This is a genomic window from Frankia sp. CgMI4 (assembly GCF_001756285.1).
Taxonomy (GTDB): Bacteria; Actinomycetota; Actinomycetes; order Frankiales; family Frankiaceae; genus Frankia; species Frankia casuarinae.
On the sequence record NZ_MAQZ01000099.1, the window covers coordinates 12,266 to 30,266 of the forward strand.

The 18,001-nt window shown below is 70.3% G+C and carries 14 protein-coding genes; 10 read left to right on the plus strand and 4 right to left on the minus strand.

What is annotated here, in order from left to right:
* The first annotated feature begins 28 nt into the window (after window positions 1-28).
* The 4 genes from Manayef4_RS17590 to Manayef4_RS17605 all read left to right on the plus strand — a co-directional run bounded on the left by Manayef4_RS17590 (window position 29) and on the right by Manayef4_RS17605 (window position 4,608).
* Window positions 29-1,021, plus strand: a complete 993-nt coding sequence (locus Manayef4_RS17590; protein ID WP_175443416.1) for a 3-oxoacyl-[acyl-carrier-protein] synthase III C-terminal domain-containing protein — start codon at window positions 29-31, stop codon at window positions 1,019-1,021.
* Between the two features lie 91 nt (window positions 1,022-1,112).
* Window positions 1,113-2,690 carry an MFS transporter gene (locus tag Manayef4_RS17595; RefSeq protein WP_070132334.1) on the plus strand — a complete coding sequence of 526 codons (1,578 nt, stop codon included), beginning with the start codon at window positions 1,113-1,115 and terminating at the stop codon, window positions 2,688-2,690.
* Entirely contained in the window at window positions 2,687-4,222 is a 1,536-nt protein-coding gene (locus tag Manayef4_RS17600; RefSeq protein ID WP_070132336.1) for an FAD-dependent monooxygenase, read from the plus strand. Before Manayef4_RS17595 ends, Manayef4_RS17600 begins: the two co-directional genes overlap by 4 nt.
* Window positions 4,219-4,608 carry a PPOX class F420-dependent oxidoreductase gene (locus Manayef4_RS17605; protein ID WP_070132337.1) on the plus strand — a complete coding sequence of 130 codons (390 nt, stop codon included), beginning with the start codon at window positions 4,219-4,221 and terminating at the stop codon, window positions 4,606-4,608. The genes Manayef4_RS17600 and Manayef4_RS17605 overlap by 4 nt, the downstream gene beginning before the upstream one ends.
* Before the next feature lie 4 nt (window positions 4,609-4,612).
* Here the strand turns inward: Manayef4_RS17605 and Manayef4_RS17610 are convergent, their stop codons facing one another.
* Window positions 4,613-5,140, minus strand: coding sequence for a cysteine hydrolase (locus Manayef4_RS17610; protein WP_070132348.1), 528 nt, complete (start codon window positions 5,138-5,140; stop codon window positions 4,613-4,615).
* A 100-nt stretch (window positions 5,141-5,240) separates the two neighbouring features.
* On the opposite strand from Manayef4_RS17610, the gene Manayef4_RS17615 reads away from it, so the two are divergent.
* The 5 genes from Manayef4_RS17615 to Manayef4_RS17635 are packed head-to-tail and all read left to right on the plus strand — an operon-like array spanning window position 5,241 to window position 11,560.
* Window positions 5,241-6,173 carry an alpha/beta fold hydrolase gene (locus tag Manayef4_RS17615; RefSeq protein WP_175443417.1) on the plus strand — a complete coding sequence of 311 codons (933 nt, stop codon included), beginning with the start codon at window positions 5,241-5,243 and terminating at the stop codon, window positions 6,171-6,173.
* 44 nt (window positions 6,174-6,217) lie between these two features.
* The gene (locus Manayef4_RS17620; RefSeq protein ID WP_235463213.1) at window positions 6,218-7,858 is read left to right on the plus strand and encodes an ABC transporter substrate-binding protein; all 1,641 of its coding nucleotides are present in this window, start codon (window positions 6,218-6,220) and stop codon (window positions 7,856-7,858) included.
* A gap of 23 nt (window positions 7,859-7,881) precedes the next feature.
* Window positions 7,882-8,889, plus strand: a complete 1,008-nt coding sequence (locus Manayef4_RS17625; protein WP_254665714.1) for an ABC transporter permease — start codon at window positions 7,882-7,884, stop codon at window positions 8,887-8,889.
* Window positions 8,886-9,746 (plus strand): ABC transporter permease, encoded by an 861-nt coding sequence (locus tag Manayef4_RS17630; RefSeq protein ID WP_011436537.1) that lies wholly within the window; start codon window positions 8,886-8,888, stop codon window positions 9,744-9,746. The genes Manayef4_RS17625 and Manayef4_RS17630 overlap by 4 nt, the downstream gene beginning before the upstream one ends.
* Window positions 9,743-11,560, plus strand: coding sequence for an ABC transporter ATP-binding protein (locus Manayef4_RS17635; protein WP_070132343.1), 1,818 nt, complete (start codon window positions 9,743-9,745; stop codon window positions 11,558-11,560). The genes Manayef4_RS17630 and Manayef4_RS17635 overlap by 4 nt, the downstream gene beginning before the upstream one ends.
* Window positions 11,561-11,598: 38 nt before the next feature.
* On the opposite strand, the gene fabG is transcribed toward Manayef4_RS17635, so the two are convergent.
* The 3 genes from fabG to Manayef4_RS17650 form a co-directional block, all read right to left on the minus strand.
* On the minus strand, window positions 11,599-12,303 hold the full coding sequence (fabG, locus tag Manayef4_RS17640; RefSeq protein WP_011436539.1) for a 3-oxoacyl-ACP reductase FabG: 705 nt from the start codon (window positions 12,301-12,303) through the stop codon (window positions 11,599-11,601).
* A gap of 82 nt (window positions 12,304-12,385) precedes the next feature.
* Entirely contained in the window at window positions 12,386-13,390 is a 1,005-nt protein-coding gene (locus Manayef4_RS17645) for an AfsA-related hotdog domain-containing protein (protein WP_023841856.1), read from the minus strand.
* Between the two features lie 287 nt (window positions 13,391-13,677).
* Entirely contained in the window at window positions 13,678-16,893 is a 3,216-nt protein-coding gene (locus Manayef4_RS17650) for a BTAD domain-containing putative transcriptional regulator (RefSeq protein WP_083282531.1), read from the minus strand.
* A 954-nt stretch (window positions 16,894-17,847) separates the two neighbouring features.
* Between Manayef4_RS17650 and Manayef4_RS17655 the strand changes: the two genes are divergently transcribed.
* A partial coding sequence (locus tag Manayef4_RS17655) for a transposase family protein (protein ID WP_254665715.1) occupies window positions 17,848-18,001 on the plus strand: 154 nt, incomplete at its 3' end.

Below are 18,001 nucleotides of genomic sequence, written 5' to 3' on the forward strand. Positions count from 1 at the left end.
GTTCGGTCTCCGAGCGGTCCGAGCGTGGTTGCCCGACGCGACCGTGTCCGCCCGAGACGCGATCGGCCAGGGCCACATCAGCGAACAGGACCTGGCGAACACCGCCGTCATCCGGGTACCGGTCGCGCGGGATGTCGCGGCGCCGGAAATGGCGGTCCGGGCCGCGCGGGCGGCGCTGTACGCCGCCGGCTGGGACGGAAGCCGCCTCGGTTTCAGCGCGCACGCCTGGATCCATCACCAGGGGCACGACTTCTGGTCGCCCGCGCACTACATCGCCGATCAGCTCGGTGCCCGCCGCAGCGTCCCGCTGGGCATCCAGGTCATGTGCAACGGCGGAGGGGTCGCCCTGGAGGCGGCCTGCGCCCGCCTGCTCGCCGACAGCACGACCGGCGCCGCGCTGGTGACGACGGCCGACTGTTTCCGCGACGAGGGATTCGACCGCTGGAGCGGTGACTACGGAGTCTTCTACGGTGACGGCGCGACGGCCATGCTCCTGCACGAGCGGGACGACGCGGTGGACGAGCTGACGCTGCTCGGTCTGGCCAGCGGGGCGGTCTCCGCCGCTGAGGGGCTGCACCGCGGTCGCGACCCCTTCACCCCGGCGAGCCGGTGGCTCAGCGRGCGAGTGGACGTGAGGCGGACGAAGAAGGCCTTCATGGAGGACGTCGGCACCGCCGGCTTTTTCCGGGACGTGCACGCGACGCTCCGTCGCATCATCGCGGACTGCCTCGCCGACAGCGGCCTCACCTCCGACGATCCGCGGCTGCGCCTCATCGCCCTGCCCCGGGTCGGTCTCAAGGTGCGGCAGGAGACCTATCACCCGGCCGTTGAGAACGCCACCACCGCCAAGATCGTGGACCTCGGCGCGGAGACCGGGCATCTGGGCGCGGGCGACATGGGGGCGAACCTCGCCGCGATCGTCGAACAGGACCTGCTCGCCCCGGGCGAGTTCGCCCTGGTGATCGGCGCCGGCGGTGGCTTCAGCTTCTCCTGCGCGGCCGTCGGCCGACCGGCGGCCTGACCCGGTCGCGCGTCCTTCTCCGCGCCACCCGTCCCCTCCGTTCTTTTCGCCCTACTCGGCCCCACCAGTTCTGGGAACAAGGACCTCTGCCATGAATGCGCCTTCCGTGGGCGGCCGCGGCCGCCCGGTGATTGTTCTGATCGCGGTCTGCCTGGCCGTGCTGACCCTGCCGGCCTCCCTGACCGGCACGTCCGTCGCCCTGCCGCGGATCGGTGTCGACCTGCACGCCGGGTACGCTCCGTTGCAGTGGGTGGTCAACTCCTACAACCTGGCCTTCGCGTGTTCCATGCTGGCATGCGGTTCGGCCGCCGACATCCTGGGTCGCAAGCGGCTGTTCGTCGCCGGCCTCACCCTGTTCAGCCTGTCGAGCGCGGTGAGTGTGCTGACGTCCGACATCATCGTGCTGGATGYGGCCCGGGCGCTGGCCGGGGTCGGCGCGGCCGCAGWCATGACGGCCGGGTCGGCAATCCTCGCCACCACGTTCGAGGGCGCGGCGCAGGCCAGGGCGTTCGCCATCCTCGGTTCGGCGGCCGGCGCCGGGCTGGCTCTCGGTCCGTCGACCGCCGGGCTGCTGGTGGACGCCTTCGGCTGGCGAGGCGTGTTCGCCTCGCACCTGGTGGTCATGGTCCTGGTGGCCGTCGCGGTGCCGATGGTGCGGGAGTCGCRCAATCCCGCCGCGATCCGGTTCGACTGGCCGGGCATCGCCTCCTTCACGCTGAGCCTGCTGCTGCTGATGCTCGGTGTCGTACAGGGGCCGCAGTGGGGCTGGAGCAGCGCCGGCACGGTGCTGCTCCTCGTTGCGGCGGCGGTGCTCATGGCGCTGTTCGTCGTCGCCGAACTGCGCCAGGCGCGACCGATGTTCGACCTCGGTCTGTTCGGCCAGCCGCGCTTCCTGGCCGCCTCGCTGGTGCCGCTGTCCCTGTCCTTCGGGTTCGTCTGCCTGGTGGTGCTCCTGCCCGCCTACCTGACCGGTGCCCGCGGGATGTCCGTCGGCCGCGCCGGTGACRCGATGATGCTGCTTACCCTGCCTGTGCTGGTGGTGCCGCTGGTTGTCAGCAACCTGGTCCGGCGCGGGCTGTCCACCCGGCTGGTGCTCAGCCTGAGCATGYTGGTGGCCGCCGGCGGTGCAGCCTGGCTCACGGTCATCGACCAGGACATCGCGGTCGTCAGCCTCATCGGGCCGCTGTTCCTGATCGGTACGGGCATGGGCATGACGGCCGGTCTGGTCGACGGTGTCGCGATCACCTCGGTGCGGCCCGAACAGGCGGGTACCGCCGCCGGCATGTTCAACACCGTGCGGCTGGCCAGCGAGGCGGTGGCGATCGCGGCGATGGGGGCCCTGGTGCTCGATGTGACCCGGGGGAGAATCTCCGCGGGCCTGCCGGCGACGGCGGTCCCGCCGGGCGGTGCCGATGCCGCCACGATCGCGAACAAGGCGGTCAGCGGGAACCTCACCGGCGCGGCGGACGGCCTCACCGGTACCGCCCGCGCCGATTTCCTCGACCTGCTCACGCGCAGCTACACCCACGGCATCCACGTTCTGCTGTGGTTGCTGGTCGGCATCGGAGCCGCCACCGGGGTCGTGCTTCATCTGCTGCTGCGGCCGCGGGAGGTTGGCGTCACCACCACCGAGCAGGCGGAGCCCGTCACCGTGGCGGTGGACGCATGACGCCGTCGGCACCGCGGCTGCCGGTGCTGGTCGCCGGCGCCGGACCAGCCGGTCTCATGGCCACGATCGAGCTGACCCGGCGCGGGGTGCCGGTGCGCTGCATCGACCGGGCCGGCGGGCCGAGCACCCTGTCCAAGGCACTCGGGGTGTGGCCACGCACCCGTGAACTGATCCGTCGGATCGGGGGCGATGAGGCGCTGGCATCGAGATCCCTGCCGCAGACGCAGATGCGCTACTACTCCTCGGGGAAGGTCATCGCCAACCTGCGCTACCGGACGGCCACCCGGCCGCTGATCTGCCCGCAGCCCGGCGTCGAGGAGGTACTGCGGGAGGTCCTGACCGGCCTCGGYGGCTCGCCGGAATGGCGCACCGAACTGCTCGACCTCGACCAGTGCGACGACCGGGTGCGGGTGCGGGTGCGGTATCCGGACGGCGCGGAGCGGATCGAGGAGTTCGCCTACCTGGTCGGCGCCGATGGCGCGAGCAGCACGGTCCGGGCCCAGCTCGGCATCGGCTTCGACGGCGACACCTATGAGCTGCGCTTCGTGGTGGCCGACGCGCTGGCGGACACCGCACTCGATCCGACGATGACCCACTACTTCTGCTCCACGCGCGGCATCCTGGTCGCCTGCGGGCTGCCCTCCGGCCGGTGGCGGGTCTTCACCTCCGCGCCACCGGACTTCACCCAGCAGGGAGCCGACCTCGACGCCGTCCAGCGGCTGGTCGACGAGCGGGGCCCGGGCGGGATCGTCCTGCGTGACCCGGACTGGCTCAGCGTGTTCTCGGTGCACGCCAGGCAGGCCGAGCGGACCAGGGTCGGGCACGTGTTCCTGGTGGGGGACGCGGCGCACATCCACAGCCCGGCCGGCGGGCAGGGCTTGAACACAGGCGTCACCGACGCGCACAACCTGGCCTGGAAGATGGCGTTCGTCTGGCACGGCCGGGCGGATCCGGATCTGCTGGACACCTACGCGGCGGAGCGTGGGCAGGTAGCCCGGGCGGTCGTCCGCCAGGCCGACGTGCAGACGCGGATCTGGCTGCTGCGCCGCGGCTACCAGGTGGCGCTTCGGGACACGCTGCTGCGGGCCGCCTCAGCCCTACGACTGTTCGACATCTCCTACGTTCCCTGGCTGGCCGGCCTGCGCACCAGGTACCGGGTGGCGGCGTCGGAGGGCCGCGCGGTGGCCGGATTCCAGCCGGGCGCACTGATCCCGCTGCCGCTGCGGTCCGAGCTCGACGACCTGCGCTACACCCTGCTGATCTCGCGGCCCGAGCGGCACGGTTCCGGCGGCGCCTCGTTCGACGCACTGGCGGACCTGTGCCGCGACCACTTCGCGGACCGGGTGGACGTGCGGGTGCTCGACGGAAACGGCCGGGCGCGGGGCGCTGTCGCCGCCCTGGTGCGCCCGGACGGGCATGTCGACACGGCCTCCCGTGACGCCGCACCGGTGCGGACCCGACTGACCRCACTGTTCACCGCACCGCCGACGAGGCAGCCTGACGGCCTCGGCGACCTGAGGAGAAAAACGTGACCATCATTCCGGACAGCCACCGCKACCTGTTGGAGCGGCCGCTCTTCGCCCATCTGKCGACCATCCGGCCCGACGGGCAGCCGCAGGTGAATCCCATGTGGTTTTCCTGGGACGGCGAGTTCCTCTGTTTCACGAACACGACCGTCCGGTACAAGTACCGAAACGTGACGGCCAATCCACACGTGGCGGTCTCCATCAACGACCCGGACCAGCCATACCGGTACCTCGAAATCCGCGGGGTGGTGGAACGCATCGACCCGGATTCGGCCGGAACGTTCTTCATGACGCTGGCCGACCGCTATGCGATGGCGCTGGACGGTCCGCCACCGGACGCCCAGTACCGGGTCGTCTACGTCGTTCGGCCCACGGGCAGCAGCAGCCAGTGACGCCTCACGGCGCGAGGATATCCGCCATCGAGCAGATCGCCGCGCCCGCGCGCGCGAGCTGATCGAGCGCTCCGGTGTGCTCCGCCACCGTCACGCTCGCGGTGGCATCGGACACGACGGCCACGTCGAAGCCCGACGCCACCGCCGTTCCAGCGGTGGCGGACACGCCGTGCGCGGTGGACAGGCCCGCGATCACCAGCCTGGTGCGGCCCTGTTCGCGCAGCAGCCCGGYCAGGCCGGTGCCCGTGAAGGCATCCAGGCCGTCCTTGGTGACGACAAGGTCGCCGGGCCGCGGCGCCAGGGCGGCGACGAGCTGGTTCGGCGCGGCCTGGGGCCCACCGTCGCGGCCGTCGGCACGCAGATAACGCACGATCACCGTCGTCGCCTTCGCGTCGGCCAGGCCGTCACGCAGCCGGACGCAGGCGTCGACGACCTGGGTACCCGGGATCGGCGCCCACGGCATGTCGACGATCCAGTGCTGGAGATCCACCAGCACGAGGGCTGTTGTCTCGCCGCGCCGGTAACCGGGCATCGCCGCCGCCTCCACACGTGACCCGTCGGGGATTGCCAGACACGCGCACGCTAGCAGAGAGACGCAGATGGAACGGTTTGTGCGGACACGAGACGATCTTATGCTATGGACCGAAAGTTTTGGCAGGTCAGCGGATCCCGCGATTCTGCTTGTGATGGGCGGGCCCGCGCAGGGGATCACCTGGCCCGACGCGCTCTGCCGGATGCTGGCCGATTCCGGGTACCGGGTGGTCCGATACGACCATCGTGACGTCGGTCTGTCCACGAAGACCGACTCCMGCCTTTCCTGCTATGACCTGTCCACGCTCGCCGGGGACGCGGCGGACGTCATCACCGGACTGGGACTGGCATCCGCACACGTGGTGGGCCAGTCCGCGGGCGGCATCGTGGCCCAGCTGCTCGCGCTGGAGGAGCCGAGCCTGGTTCGCTCCCTGGTCCTGCTGTCCTGCTCCCCGGATGCCAACGGYGACGTCCATCTGCCGCCCCTGACCGGCCTGCCCGGTCCGGAGCGGCCGTTGCTCGACCACGTCGCCGCGCTGAACGACAACCCGCCGACGACCAGAGCGGCGCGCGTCGCGGCGGCGGTGCGCGGCTGGCGCGTGCTCGTGGGGGCCGGCGCGCCGTTCAGTGAGACCTACTGGCGGGACCTGGTCGAGCGCTCGATGCGACGGGAGGCGGGCTCGGACCTTGGCAGTAACCATCTGCGGGCACTGGACCGCACGCCGCCGCTGACCGCGAGGATCGGCGCGATCCGGGTGCCGGCCCTGGTGGTGCACGGCCGGCGCGACACCGTTTTTCCCCTCGCGCACGGCGAAACGCTGGCCCGCGAGATCGCCGCCGCGCGGCTGGTGGTTGTCGACGAGCTGGGCCACATCTTTCCCCCGCAGTGGTGCCCGCTCGTGCACGGGCTCGTGACGCGGCATCTCCGCGAGGCCGGGGCGCATCCCGCCGGGCAGGTGCGGTCACCCGGTGCGGGCGGGACGTCCGACCGGCGGGGGGCGACGGCCGCGGACGTCCCGCCCGCGGCCCTCTGACCACACCGGCCCTCGACCCCCGGAGCTCTGCTGTGCACCCCATCGTGTCCGTACGGTCCGCGCTCGGACTCCTCGTTGTCGCGGCGATACTTCTGCTCACCGGGTGCGGTCCCGACACCGCCGCGGTTCCCGCAGGCGGTGGTCGACCCGTGCGCGGGGGAACCCTGACCTACGCGATCGACGCGGAGCCGACCTGCTTCGACATCCACGCCAGCCAGCAGGACGTCACCGCGAGCGTCCTCCGCAACGTCTTCGACTCACTCGTCGCGCAGGACGACGCCGGTCATTTCCACCCCTGGYTGGCGACGTCCTGGGACATCACCGACGGCCTGCGCACCTACACCTTTCATCTGCGCCACGGCGTGACCTTCACCGACGGCAGCGCCTTCGACGCGGCGGCGGTGCGGGCCAACTTCGCGCACATCGTCGCGAAGCAGACCAGGTCGCAGTACGCCGCGAGCCTGCTCGGCCCGTACGCCGGCACCGACGTCGTCGATCTCTACACCGTACGGGTGCGTTTCAGCCGGCCGTTCGCCCCGTTCCTCCAGGCCGCCAGCACCACCTATCTCGGCTTCTACTCGCCGAAGGTCCTCGCCACCGACGCCGCGCAGCTGTGCGCGGGCGGGCCACGAGCGGTTGGTACCGGGCCGTTCTCCGTCACCAGTCGCACCCGAGGCCAGCGCATCGTCCTGACCAGGAATCCGGCCTATGACTGGGCGCCCGCGACCGCGCGGCACTCCGGCCCCGCCTACCTCGACCGGATCGTCATCCGCATCCTGAAGGAGAACTCCATCCGGGTCGGCGCGCTGACCAGCGGGCAGGTCGACGTCGCCGCCGCCGTGCCACCGGCGGACGCGCGGTCCGTCGGCGCCGACCGGAATCTGCGGCTGCTGCGGAAGGACGTGCCGGGAGTCCCCTACAGTCTCTACCTGAACACGTCGCTGGCGCCTTTCACCGACCGCCGGGTCCGCACCGCGATCCAGCGGGGAATCAACGTGGACCGGAATGTCGGCGCCGTGTACTTCGGTCAGTACCGGCGAGCCTGGGGCCCGCTGACGGACGTCACTCCCTCCTACGACGCGACCGTCAGGCAGAGCTGGCCCTACGACCCAGTCAAAGCCGGCCAGCTGCTCGACGAGGCCGGTTGGGCCAGGCGCGACGGCGCCGGGTTCCGCGTGCGCGACGGCCGRCGGCTGAGCATCTCCTGGCCGGTCGTGCCKACGTACCTGCGCGACCAGCGTGATGTGCTCGGCCAGGCGATCCAGGCCGACCTGCGGAAGCTGGGCGTGGAGGTCACCCGTCCCAGTCTCGACGTCGGCACCTACCTGGCGCTCTCCTACAGCAACAAGGCGCAGATGCTGGACTTCAGCTGGAGCCGTGCTGATCCGGATGTGCTGCGGCTGTTCTTCAACTCCGCCAGCTCCCCGGCATCTGGCGGGCAGAACATGGCGCAGCTGGCCGACGCGGAGGTGGACCGGCTGACGGTCGACGGCGCGGAGAGCCTCGACCGGACGGCCCGAGACGACCTGTACGGGCGGGTCCAGCACGACGTGCTCGCCAGCGCGGCTGTAGTCCCGCTCTACACGCCCAGCTCGATCCTGGGCGTGGCCCGACGGGTCGACGGCATCGGCGTCGACCCGAACGCCTGGCCGCTCTTCTTCGATGCCTGGCGCGTCTCCGGGTAGCGCGGCGGATGTCTGGAGGCGACATGCATGTCCTCGAGCAGGCGCCGGCGACGGAGGATCGCGGCCCCGCCCCCGAACCCGCGCGCCGCCGGACCGTCCTGCGACACCTGCTGCGACACCTGTTCTCCGGTGCCGCGGTACTGCTGGGCGCCGCCACGCTCACCTTCACCGCGCTGCAGCTGGCCCCGGGCGATCCGGTGGCGGTCCTGCTAGGGCCGGGAACGTCCGCCTCGCCCCAGGTACGGGCGGAAATCCAGGCAGAGTACGGTCTCGGCGAGCCGGCTCCGCTGAGGTACGTCCACTATCTCGGCCATCTCGCCCGCGGCGACCTGGGTACCTCGTATCAACTCCAGCAGCCGGTCAGCGAGGTGATCGTGGATCAGCTGCGACCCACGGCCGAACTCKCGGCCGCGGCGCTGGTGCTCGCGGTCCTGACCGGGGTGGCCATCGCCGTCGCGACCGCGGGCCGCCGACCGGGACTGCGCGCCGCGGCGATGGCCTGGGAGTCACTGGCCCTGTCCGTGCCCTCGTTCTGGGTGGGCATCGTGCTGGTGAGCGTGTTCTCGTTCCAGTTGCGGATCTTCCCCGGAGCGGGGGCCCAGGGCGCGGYCAGCCTTGTGTTGCCGTCGGTGACCCTCGCCATGCCGGCCGCCGGCGCGCTTTCCCGGACGCTGYGGGAGGGACTGGAAGCCGCCCTCGCGCAGCCGTTCGCCGCCGCCGCTCGGGCCCGCGGCCTGAGCCCCACCGGCGTYACAATGCGCCACGCCCTGCGCCACGCCGCCGCAAGCGCGCTCAACCTCGGCGGCTGGCTCGCCGGGACGCTGCTCGCCGGCACCGTCCTCGTCGAGACGGTCTTCGCCCGCCCGGGGCTCGGCGCGCTGACCGTGCACGCCGTCATCGACCGGGACATGCCCGTGGTGATGGGGGTCGTCCTCACATCGGCCCTGGTCTCGGCCGTCGTCTTCACCGTCGTGGATCTGCTGCAACGCGTCCTCGACCCGCGGCTTCGGATCGAGGTGATGGACCGGTGACCAACGTCCTGGCAGCGCCTCCGACGCTGTCTGACCGGCCCGCGCCGCGTCTCGTCGCCCGCGCGTCGACGATCCTGCTCACTGGCATCCTCCTGGTGATCGCCCTGGCGGTGACGGCACCGGGGATCCTCACGGGCGCCTCGCCGACCGTCGTCGACCCGTCAGGCGTGCTGGCAGCGCCGAGCGGCTCGCACTGGTGTGGGACCGACCAGCTCGGGCGGGACGTGTGCGCCCGGGTGCTGCATGGTGCCCGGGCGTCCCTGCTGCTCGGCGTCGGCTCCGTCGCGCTGGCCGTGGGGATCGGTGCGGCTCTGGGCCTCGCGGCGGCGCTCGGCGGGCGCCTCGTCGACCTGGTGCTCACCCGGGTGATGGATGTGCTGATCGCGATACCCCCGTTGATGCTCGCCCTCCTGGTCATCGCGGTGCTCGGGCCCGGCAGCGGCAGGACCATGATTGCCACGGTGGTGGCGCTGACGCCTCTGTACGGCCGCCTCGTCCGCGCCGAGGCGATGGTCGCCCGCCGAGCGGGTTACGTCGAGGCGGCCCGCGGACTCGGCGTCGGCCGGATGGCGCTGGTCGTGCGCCACGTGCTGCCAAACGCGCTCGGTCCGGCGCTGGCGCTGGCGACCACGGGGGTCGGCTCGGCCATCGTGTACGTGGCGGGGCTGAGCTTCCTCGGGTTGGGCCCGCAGCCCTCCACCGCGCAGTGGGGTCTGATGCTGGCGGAAGGCCGGGACTTCCTACGGTCCGCGTGGTGGGTCGGGGTGTGCCCGGGTGCGGCGCTCGCGCTGACCGTGCTCGCCGTCCAGGCCGCCGGCCGCCGGGCCCAGCAGCGGCTTGTCCGGCGCGGCGGATGAGCCCGGACGTGACCGCCGCCGAGCCGACCCTGGTCGTCGAGCGGCTGGACGTGACGTTTCGGGACGGCGTCGCCGGCGTGCGTGCGGTGCGGGACGTGTCGATCGCCGTCCGTCCCGGCGAGTGTCTCGCGGTCGTGGGCGAGTCCGGTGCCGGCAAGAGCGTGCTCGCCCGGACGCTGATCGGACTGGCCGGGCGCGGTGCGATKGTCCGTGCTGGCCGGCTGGACCTGCAGGGCGTGGATCTGACCGCCTTGACCGAACCGGGGTGGCGGGTGTTGCGAGGCCGCCGGATCGGGTTGGTGCCCCAGGACGCGTTGGCCTCCCTGGATCCGCTGCGGACGGTGGGAGCGGAGGTGGCCGAGCCCCTGCGCGTCCACCGGATCGTGGCCCGTCGCGACGTCCGCGAGCGGGCCGTCGCGACGCTTGGGCAGGTGGGGGTGCCGGAGCCGGCCCGGCGCGCCGGGCAGTACCCGCATCAGCTCTCTGGCGGTCTGCGACAGCGGGCCCTGATCGCCTCGACGGTCGCGGCCGGACCCGACCTGCTGCTGGTCGACGAACCCACGACCGCGTTGGATGCCGCCTCCCGGGAGCGGATCGTCGAGGTGCTGCGCGGCCTGGTACGCGGCGGTGTCGCTCTGCTGTTGATTAGTCACGATCTTGCCACGGTGGCCGCCGTCGCCGACCGGGTGGCGGTCATGTACGAGGGGCGGATCATCGAGCAGGGACCGGCCGTCGACGTGCTTGGCGGTCCACGGCATCCGTACACCTGCGCGTTGCTCGCGGCGGCCCCCTCGCGGCACTCGCGGGGCACCGTGCTGTCCCCGGACCTGCCGCGCCGTCCACCGGCCGGGCCGGACGGCTGCCCATACGCGGTGCGCTGCCCACTCGCCGACCACCGGTGCCGCGAGGAACTGCCGCGCCCCGATCACCCGGGTCTCGAACCCGGCGTCCTGTGCTGGCGGCCCGGAACGGAAACGGAGCGGGCCGGACCGCCACGGGTCGTCGCCCCGGCCCGCAGGGACACCGCCGAGGCTCTCGTCGAAGCCACCGGCATCACCAAACGTTTCCGCGATCCCGACGGGGGGTGGCGGGACGCCGTCCGTGCCGTGACGTTCGAGCTTCGTGCCGCCGAGACACTCGGCGTCATCGGTGGGTCCGGGTCCGGCAAGACCACGCTGGCCCGCATCGTGCTCGGCCTGCTCGAACCGGACGAGGGTACCGTCCGGTTCGCCGGCGCGCCCTGGGTGGCGGCCGCGGCGGCGACCGCCTCGCCCAGCCGGGTACGCGAACGTGACCGCAGGCCTCGGCGGCACCGGATACAGGCCGTCCACCAGGACTGCCTGAGCTCATTCGACCCGCGTCACACCGCCGAGCGGATCGTCGGCGACGCCATGTCCGGTCCGGATCGGGGCCGGGCGCGACGAGATCGGATCGTCGCACTCCTCGACCAGGTAGGGCTGTCCGAACAGGTGCTGCGACGCCACCCTCGCGAGCTGTCCGGCGGGCAGCGTCAGCGRCTGGCGATCGCGCGTGCGCTCGCGCCGTCACCCGAGGTCCTCGTCTGCGACGAACCGGTGTCCGCGCTCGACCTGTCGGTGCAGGCCCAGATCCTCGACCTGCTGGCGGGACTGCGCGACGAACTCGGCTTGGCCCTGCTGTTCATCTCCCACGATATCGCAGTGATCCGGCACGTCAGCGACCGCGTCCTGGTGATGAAGGACGGGCAGGTGGCCGAGATCGGCGGCGCGGAGCAGGTGCTCGAGCGCCCCGCGCACCCGTACACCCGGCATCTGCTGGCCGCGGCCCGCACCTGACGGCGGCGCGGACTGTCCGCACCCGGTCGGGGTTGCGCCTACAGGCCCATCGCGATGCCGCCGCCGACGGGGAGGACGGTGCCAGTGACGTAGCTTGCCTCGTCGCTGGCGAGGAACCGGATGGCGGCGACGACCTCGTCCACTGTCCCCATCCGGCGCAGCGGGGTCATCCGCATCAGCTCCTGCCTGCGCTGTTCGGTCAGCGGCCTGGTCATGTCGGTGTCAATGATCCCCGGTGCCACCACGTTCACGGTGATGTCGCGGTTCCCGAGCTCCCACACGACGGACCGTGCCATGCCGAGGAGGGCGGACTTGGACGCGGCGTAGTTGCTCTGCCCGGGGGAGCCGAGGAAACCAAGTGCCGACGACACGCACACCACTCGCCCACGCCGGGCCGGAAGCATGCTGGCGACGGCGGCCCGGACGGCTCTGAACGCTCCGGCCAGGTTCGTGTCGACCACGGTCTCGAACTGTTCGTCGGACATCCGCAGCAGCGGGACGTCGATGGTGATGCCCGCGTTGGCGACGAGTACCTCGACCGTTCCGTGCGCCTCCTCCGCCTCTCGCAGCGCACGCTCGACGTCGCCAGGTACCCTGACGTCCGCGCGCAGACCGAGCACGCCTTCCGGGGCGGCCCCCGACCGGCCGGCGACGGCGACCCGGTCGCCCCCCTCGGCGAACGACCGTGCGGCGGCCAGGCCGATGCCCCGGCTCCCGCCCGTGATGAAGATCGATCGGCCCATCGCATTCTCCTCCCGGGCCCGCGGCGCCACCGCCGGTGCCCGTCCTCGCCCTGTGCAGCTGGCGTTGTGTGCGGCTGTGGGTTCAGTCGTCGGTGAGATGACTGGTGGGAACCGGGCAGATGGTCATGGTTCCCGCCGCGATGACGGCGTCGTTCTGCTGGAAGGACACGGCGAAGGTGGACCCGCCGACCACGTCCTCATGCTGGTGGACCGCTGCCACGGTGGTTGTCACATCCAGCTCGGCGAACCGGGTGAAGGCCAGGTCGAAGGCGACGACGGTGGCCGCGGTGGCCGGCACGCCGAGCAGGTCCGCGCCGGACCACAGGCACAGCTGCCGGGCCGCCTCKGTGAGTACCATGCCGGGGAAATGGTCCAGTGCGTGGTCGAACATGCTGCGGTTGTCGACGGGCACCCGAATGGTGGCCGTGGCCCCGCCAGCGAACTGGACGGGATCCACGAGGATTGTGTTGACGCTGCTGGCTCGCCCGACAGCGGCCGGCGCGATCGTCGCGGGCGTGGGCCGGATGTCGTCCGATGTGTGCGGCGCGCTTCCCCGGCGGAGCGCCCGCACGTGTTCGTAGGCGGAGTCAGACAGGTAGCCCACCGCGATCCGGGTGTCGCCGATGGCCACGCCGTCCAGGGAAAGCCGGATGTCGTAGGCCAGCGACCGACTGGTCGGCCGGTCGCCGACGAGTGGGCGCGTGCCGACCGCCATCGTCAGCTCGCTGGCGCCTCGGGTGCGGATGGCGAACAGCCCCGGCAGCTGCATGGACCACGACCTCAGGACGAACCGGGTGTCCCGTGCCACGCCGAAATGCACGTGGGCGCCGTAGGTCTCAGCCTGGCGTGAGCATTCCAGCAGAAGCAGTGGATCCACCGCGCCGTGTCGGACGTGGTCGGTGAAGTACGCGTGGGACGACGGCAGTTGGGCGGCAGCCAGGTAGGACGTCGCACCGGTGGGCACGGTGTCGGTCAGGAACACTTCGGAAAGCGCGTGACGGTGGATGAGGGAACGGTCGACCGTCTGCATGAAGTGCAGCTCGCGGAGAGAGTCCTCGGTGTGTGCGATCTCAGTGTCAGCCGGCATCTACGGATCCTTCGCTGGGGTCCTGCGCGGGATTTCTTCCGCTGATTGCTGCGCCCGTCGCCAGGACGGCATCTGCTTGTACTGGGCGCATATTTCCTGCGCAGGACAAAGCTACCCCGACCATCCTTTCGTGCCGCTGACGGCTGGCTGGCGGTTGACATCAGCGGGACCACGCCGGYGTATCAGACCAGTTCCGCCGAGGGGCGCATGATCAGAGGGTGAGAAAGGCCGGATGTCGCGCGGTCCGCGCACCCGGGTTGTATCAGGCACGCGGTCCAGCCGACGGTCTACGACGCTTCGTTCCGGAGGGGTTCGGCGGATGRCAAAAGGTTCGACCGGCGCGTGACCAGGGCCATAATCCTTTTCGCCTCGGCCGCGCCCAGAAGCTGCCCGGTCTCCTCCGAGATGGTGCGCAGGCGTTGTGCGCATTCGGTGGCTCGCTCGAACTCCTGCTGCTCGGCGTACATCAGCCCGAGGTCTACCAGGATCCTGCGCTGAGTGATCCGGTTGGTGCCGGCCACCAGGGCGAAGGCGTCTGCCGCGTGCAGCGCCGCGGCGGCGGCACGGCCGAAGTGGTCGWCCGCGAGCGCGATCCGGACGAGCGAGTAGGCCTTCCCGTCGGTGTAGTCGATGGCGTTTGCCCGTTCGAATGCCTGCCGGGCGCACTGGATGGATGCGGTCCAGTCCCCGCGCTCGGCGTTGATCCCCGACATGATGCAGAGGGTCTCCGCCTCAAAGGTCCGGTCACCGCACTCCTGGAAGGCGCCCAGCGCCTGCTCGGCGAACTCAAGCGCGGCCTGGTTGTCACCGACATCGTGGTGCACCAGCGCGAGCCCGTAGAGCGAGATGCTCCGGTCGTAGAAGGAGTCGATACGCGTGGAGACCTCAAGAGCCTGGGAGAAGCAGGACTTCGCAGCGTCCAGATCTCCCAACGCCTCACGTACCAGGCCCAGGTTCCTCAGGCTGTACGAGGTGATGTGATGCAGCCCGAGCTCGCCGGCGGCCCGCAGCGACGACGTGATGTAGGTCGTGGCCACAGTCATGTCGCCCTGAGCCCAGTGGATCTGGCCGAGTAGTCCAAGCGCGGCGGCCTCGGTCCGCGGGGACCCGACTTCCCGGGCGATCGCCAAGGCCTCCTGCCCGATGCGCTCGGCCTGATCGACCTGGCTGAGACTCAGATGGGCGAGACTGAGGTTGTTCAGGATGGCGGCCACCTCCTCGGACATGCCGAGGTCGGTGTGCAGGGCGACACTTTCAGCAAGGTGGTTTATCGCCTGACGATAGTCACCTAGCGTGTTATACAGGTTGGCGAGACTGCGGTGCATCGCGGCCATGCCGAGCTTGTCCTTACTCCGACCGGCCGCAATCAGACCGCCGTGCGCCGCCTCCGACCATTCAGTCCGATATCTTCCGGTCCAGAAGAACCCGCGGAGCGCATCGGAAAGATGCCAGGTCAGATGGCTTGAACAGGAACCGTCGAGCGCGCGCATACAAGCAAGGACGTTGCGCCACTCCGCGAGCAGCCAGGCCATCGCCTGGCTCTCGTCGACGAATTCCGGCGCGTCGATCACGGAGCGTGTTTCTGGCGGCAGCGGGAGCCGGAGGAACTCCACGTGCAGGATATCCACCGCGTTTCTCGTGCCGACCAGGTACCACAGGCCGAGACGGTCCACTGCCGCCGCTATCTCCTGGGCAGTGAAATGGTCGCCTGCCCGCTTGTAAGCGTATTCCCGCAGCAGGTCGTGAAACTGGTACCGGCCGGGCGCCTGCTGCTGCAGCAGGTTCGCCACCGTGAGCCTGTTCAACGAGTTGCGGGTCTGGGCTGTGCTCATGTCTGCCAGGACAGCGACGGCATTGGCCGAGAAGTCGGGCCCGGGGAAGAGCCCGGCCAGGCTGAACAACCGGCGATCGTCCGGCCCGACCGAGTCGTAGGACAGCGCGAAGGCGTTGGACACCGCCGAGACCGGGTCGTCGTCCACGGTAAGCGCSGCCAGCCGGTTGCCCGTGCGCAGGCTGTCCACGTATTCGTCGGCGTGGCCGCCCGGGAAACTGATCAGATTGGCGGCGGCGATGCGCAGGGCGAGGGGGRGATACRCACACAGCGCCACCACCTCCGGAATCAGCGCAGGATCCACCGGGACAGCGACGTTGCGCAACATGCCCTCGACGAGCTCGCGGGACTCCTCGGGGCTCAGAGTGCCCACTTGGACGACCYGCGCGCCCAGCGTGGCGACCAGGCCACCCAGGTGCCGTCGGCTGGTGATGATGACGGAGCAACCGGCGTCGCCGGGCAACAGCGGCATCACCTGGTCAATGCTCGAGGCGTTGTCGAGCATCACCAGCACGTGTCGGCCGGCGACCTTCGATCGGAACAGGTTCGCCTGCTCGGCCAGCTCGACCGGGATCTGGCCCGGCGGAACGCCGAGGCTGCGTAGGAACTGCGGCAGCACATGCTCCGGAGTGAGCGGCGGGTCCTGGCCGAGCCGCTCGTGGCTGCGCAGGTTGACGTACAGCTGCCCGTCCGGGAACGCTGGCCGCAACCGGTGGCCGAGACTTACAGCCAGCRCCGTCTTGCCGATTCCGGGCGGCCCGCACAACACGACGACCGGTACGCCCGGGCGCGTCCCAGACGGGCGCAAGGCCTCGGTGAGCTGGTCCATCAGCTCCTGCCGGCCGACGAACCCGATCGCGTCGGCGGGGAGCTGGGCCGGCACTGTGGACGGCGTCGCCGCGTCGGGTGCGGACCGATCCGGCAGGCACAGCTGCGGGTCGGACTCGAGGATCCGCCCGTGCAGGTCCCGCAGGCCGCTGCCGGGCTCGATGCCGAGCTCGTCTACCAGCAGCGTGCGCACCTGCTGGTAGACGTCCAGTGCCTCGGCCTGCCGGCCGGCCCGGTACAGGGCCAGCATCAGCAGCTCCCAGAACTTCTCCCGATAGGGATTGTCGATAGCCGCGAGGCGGATCTCGCGGACAATCTGGGCGGCTCGGTTCAAGCGCACCTCGAGCTCGAAGCGGGACTCCAGCGCGGACATCCTTTCCTCCTCCAGCGCCGCGCCCTTCTCCCGGCGCAGGGACTCGGAGGGCACGTCGGCCAGCGCGGGGCCGCGCCAGATCGCCAGCGCGTCGGTCAGCAGTTTCGCCTGAGCCTGCGGGTCCGCCGTCTCCTCGGCCCCCCTGACCAGCCGGCGGAACTGCTGCAGGTCCAGGACCGCCGTCCCGAGGTTCAGGCGGTAGCCGCTACTGACAGTGCTCAGCATCTTCGGGTCGCCCAGGAGCTGACGGAGCCGCCGAATGTACGTGTGTAGCGCTCCCCGCGGGTTCGCTGGCTGGTGGTCGTCCCACAACCAGTCGATCAGCCGATCGGAGCCGACGACGCTGCCCGCGTCCAGCAGGAGGGCTGCCAGCAGGGTGCGGAGCTTTCCGGACTCAATCGAGATGATCTCTCCTTTGAGAATGATCTCCAGAGGACCGAAGATCATGAACGCATTGATGCTGTCCACCATGCTCGTGGGCTCCTCGCTCGAACCGACCTTCAGTCTTCTGGTCTCGCTTCACTGAATGGACATGCTCCTCCTGAGGGTGGTTACGGTCCACGGGCCAGCGGGCCGAAAGGAGAGCTGAGGTCCACGCGCCACGGCTGCTTTCCAGTCGCAGGCGCCAGGCCCGATGACTCGGCGGCGATTGCAGAGACGTCTGACCAGCGCCGACTGACTCGCGAAGAGCGCGCCGGCACTCAGCGAGGCCCTTTCACTGGCTGGCTTCATGATACGAACGATCCGCGACCTTTCATGACGATGTCGCATGCACGACAGAGATATCGCATGCTACTCGCCGGGGTCGGTAAGCACCCAAAGCACTCCGTCGGCCGGCGTTTCCGAGAGATGAATAAAAATGATCTTACGACTGCCGGACCCTACCACGGTACGGCYTTCCAGGCGCGCGGCGGCGTGGGGAAGATCTCCCATCCGCTGCTATTCTCGCCGCCGACCACGGCTTACGCCAAGGTATTTTGATGGGAACCAATGTCGATCTTTCCGGGGTGTGGCCCGACTGTGCCGAACGTCACCAGATCGCGGGCGGCCCACGGGCGGCACGCGGGATTACCGTCGCGCAGCGGCGGTCTTTACGGGCCTCCGGTTCGATCGAGTTCTTCTACGAGCGACGTACCTGCAGTTCTTCGACCGACACGGACCACGCCCCCCGACGCCAGTGAGATTGATCATTGAGCCTTTTCAATCTCTGTTTGTCTGATTCTTTCGGCCGTTGAGGATCACCAATTGACGAATTGAACGGGCACTGGTTCCGGTCGTTCCGTCATCTGGCGGCGGCGATAGTTGGCCGGGCGGTGGCCGGAGGGGTGCCGTAAATAGAGAAGTCCCCGGTAGATCACAGGGTGTCTACCCCACTGTGCCCTTGACCGAGGACTTCCGTTGCTAACCTACCCTGGTGTCGTCGACCTGCCCGAGTCGACCCTGACCTTCCTTGCGGGGCTGCTGGCCGAGGATCGCGCCCAGCGCCGGACCTGGCGCAAGCTGCCCCCACCCGAGCAGGCACTCCTGGTGCTCGTCCACCTCCGCAAGGGTGAACGCTACGAGCAGCTCGCCGAGGGCT

Coding starts and splice junctions, on each gene's coding strand:
- fabG (WP_011436539.1), bottom strand. CDS start 12,303: ATGGGCCGATCGATCTTCATCACGGGCGGGAGCCGGGGCATCGGCCTG.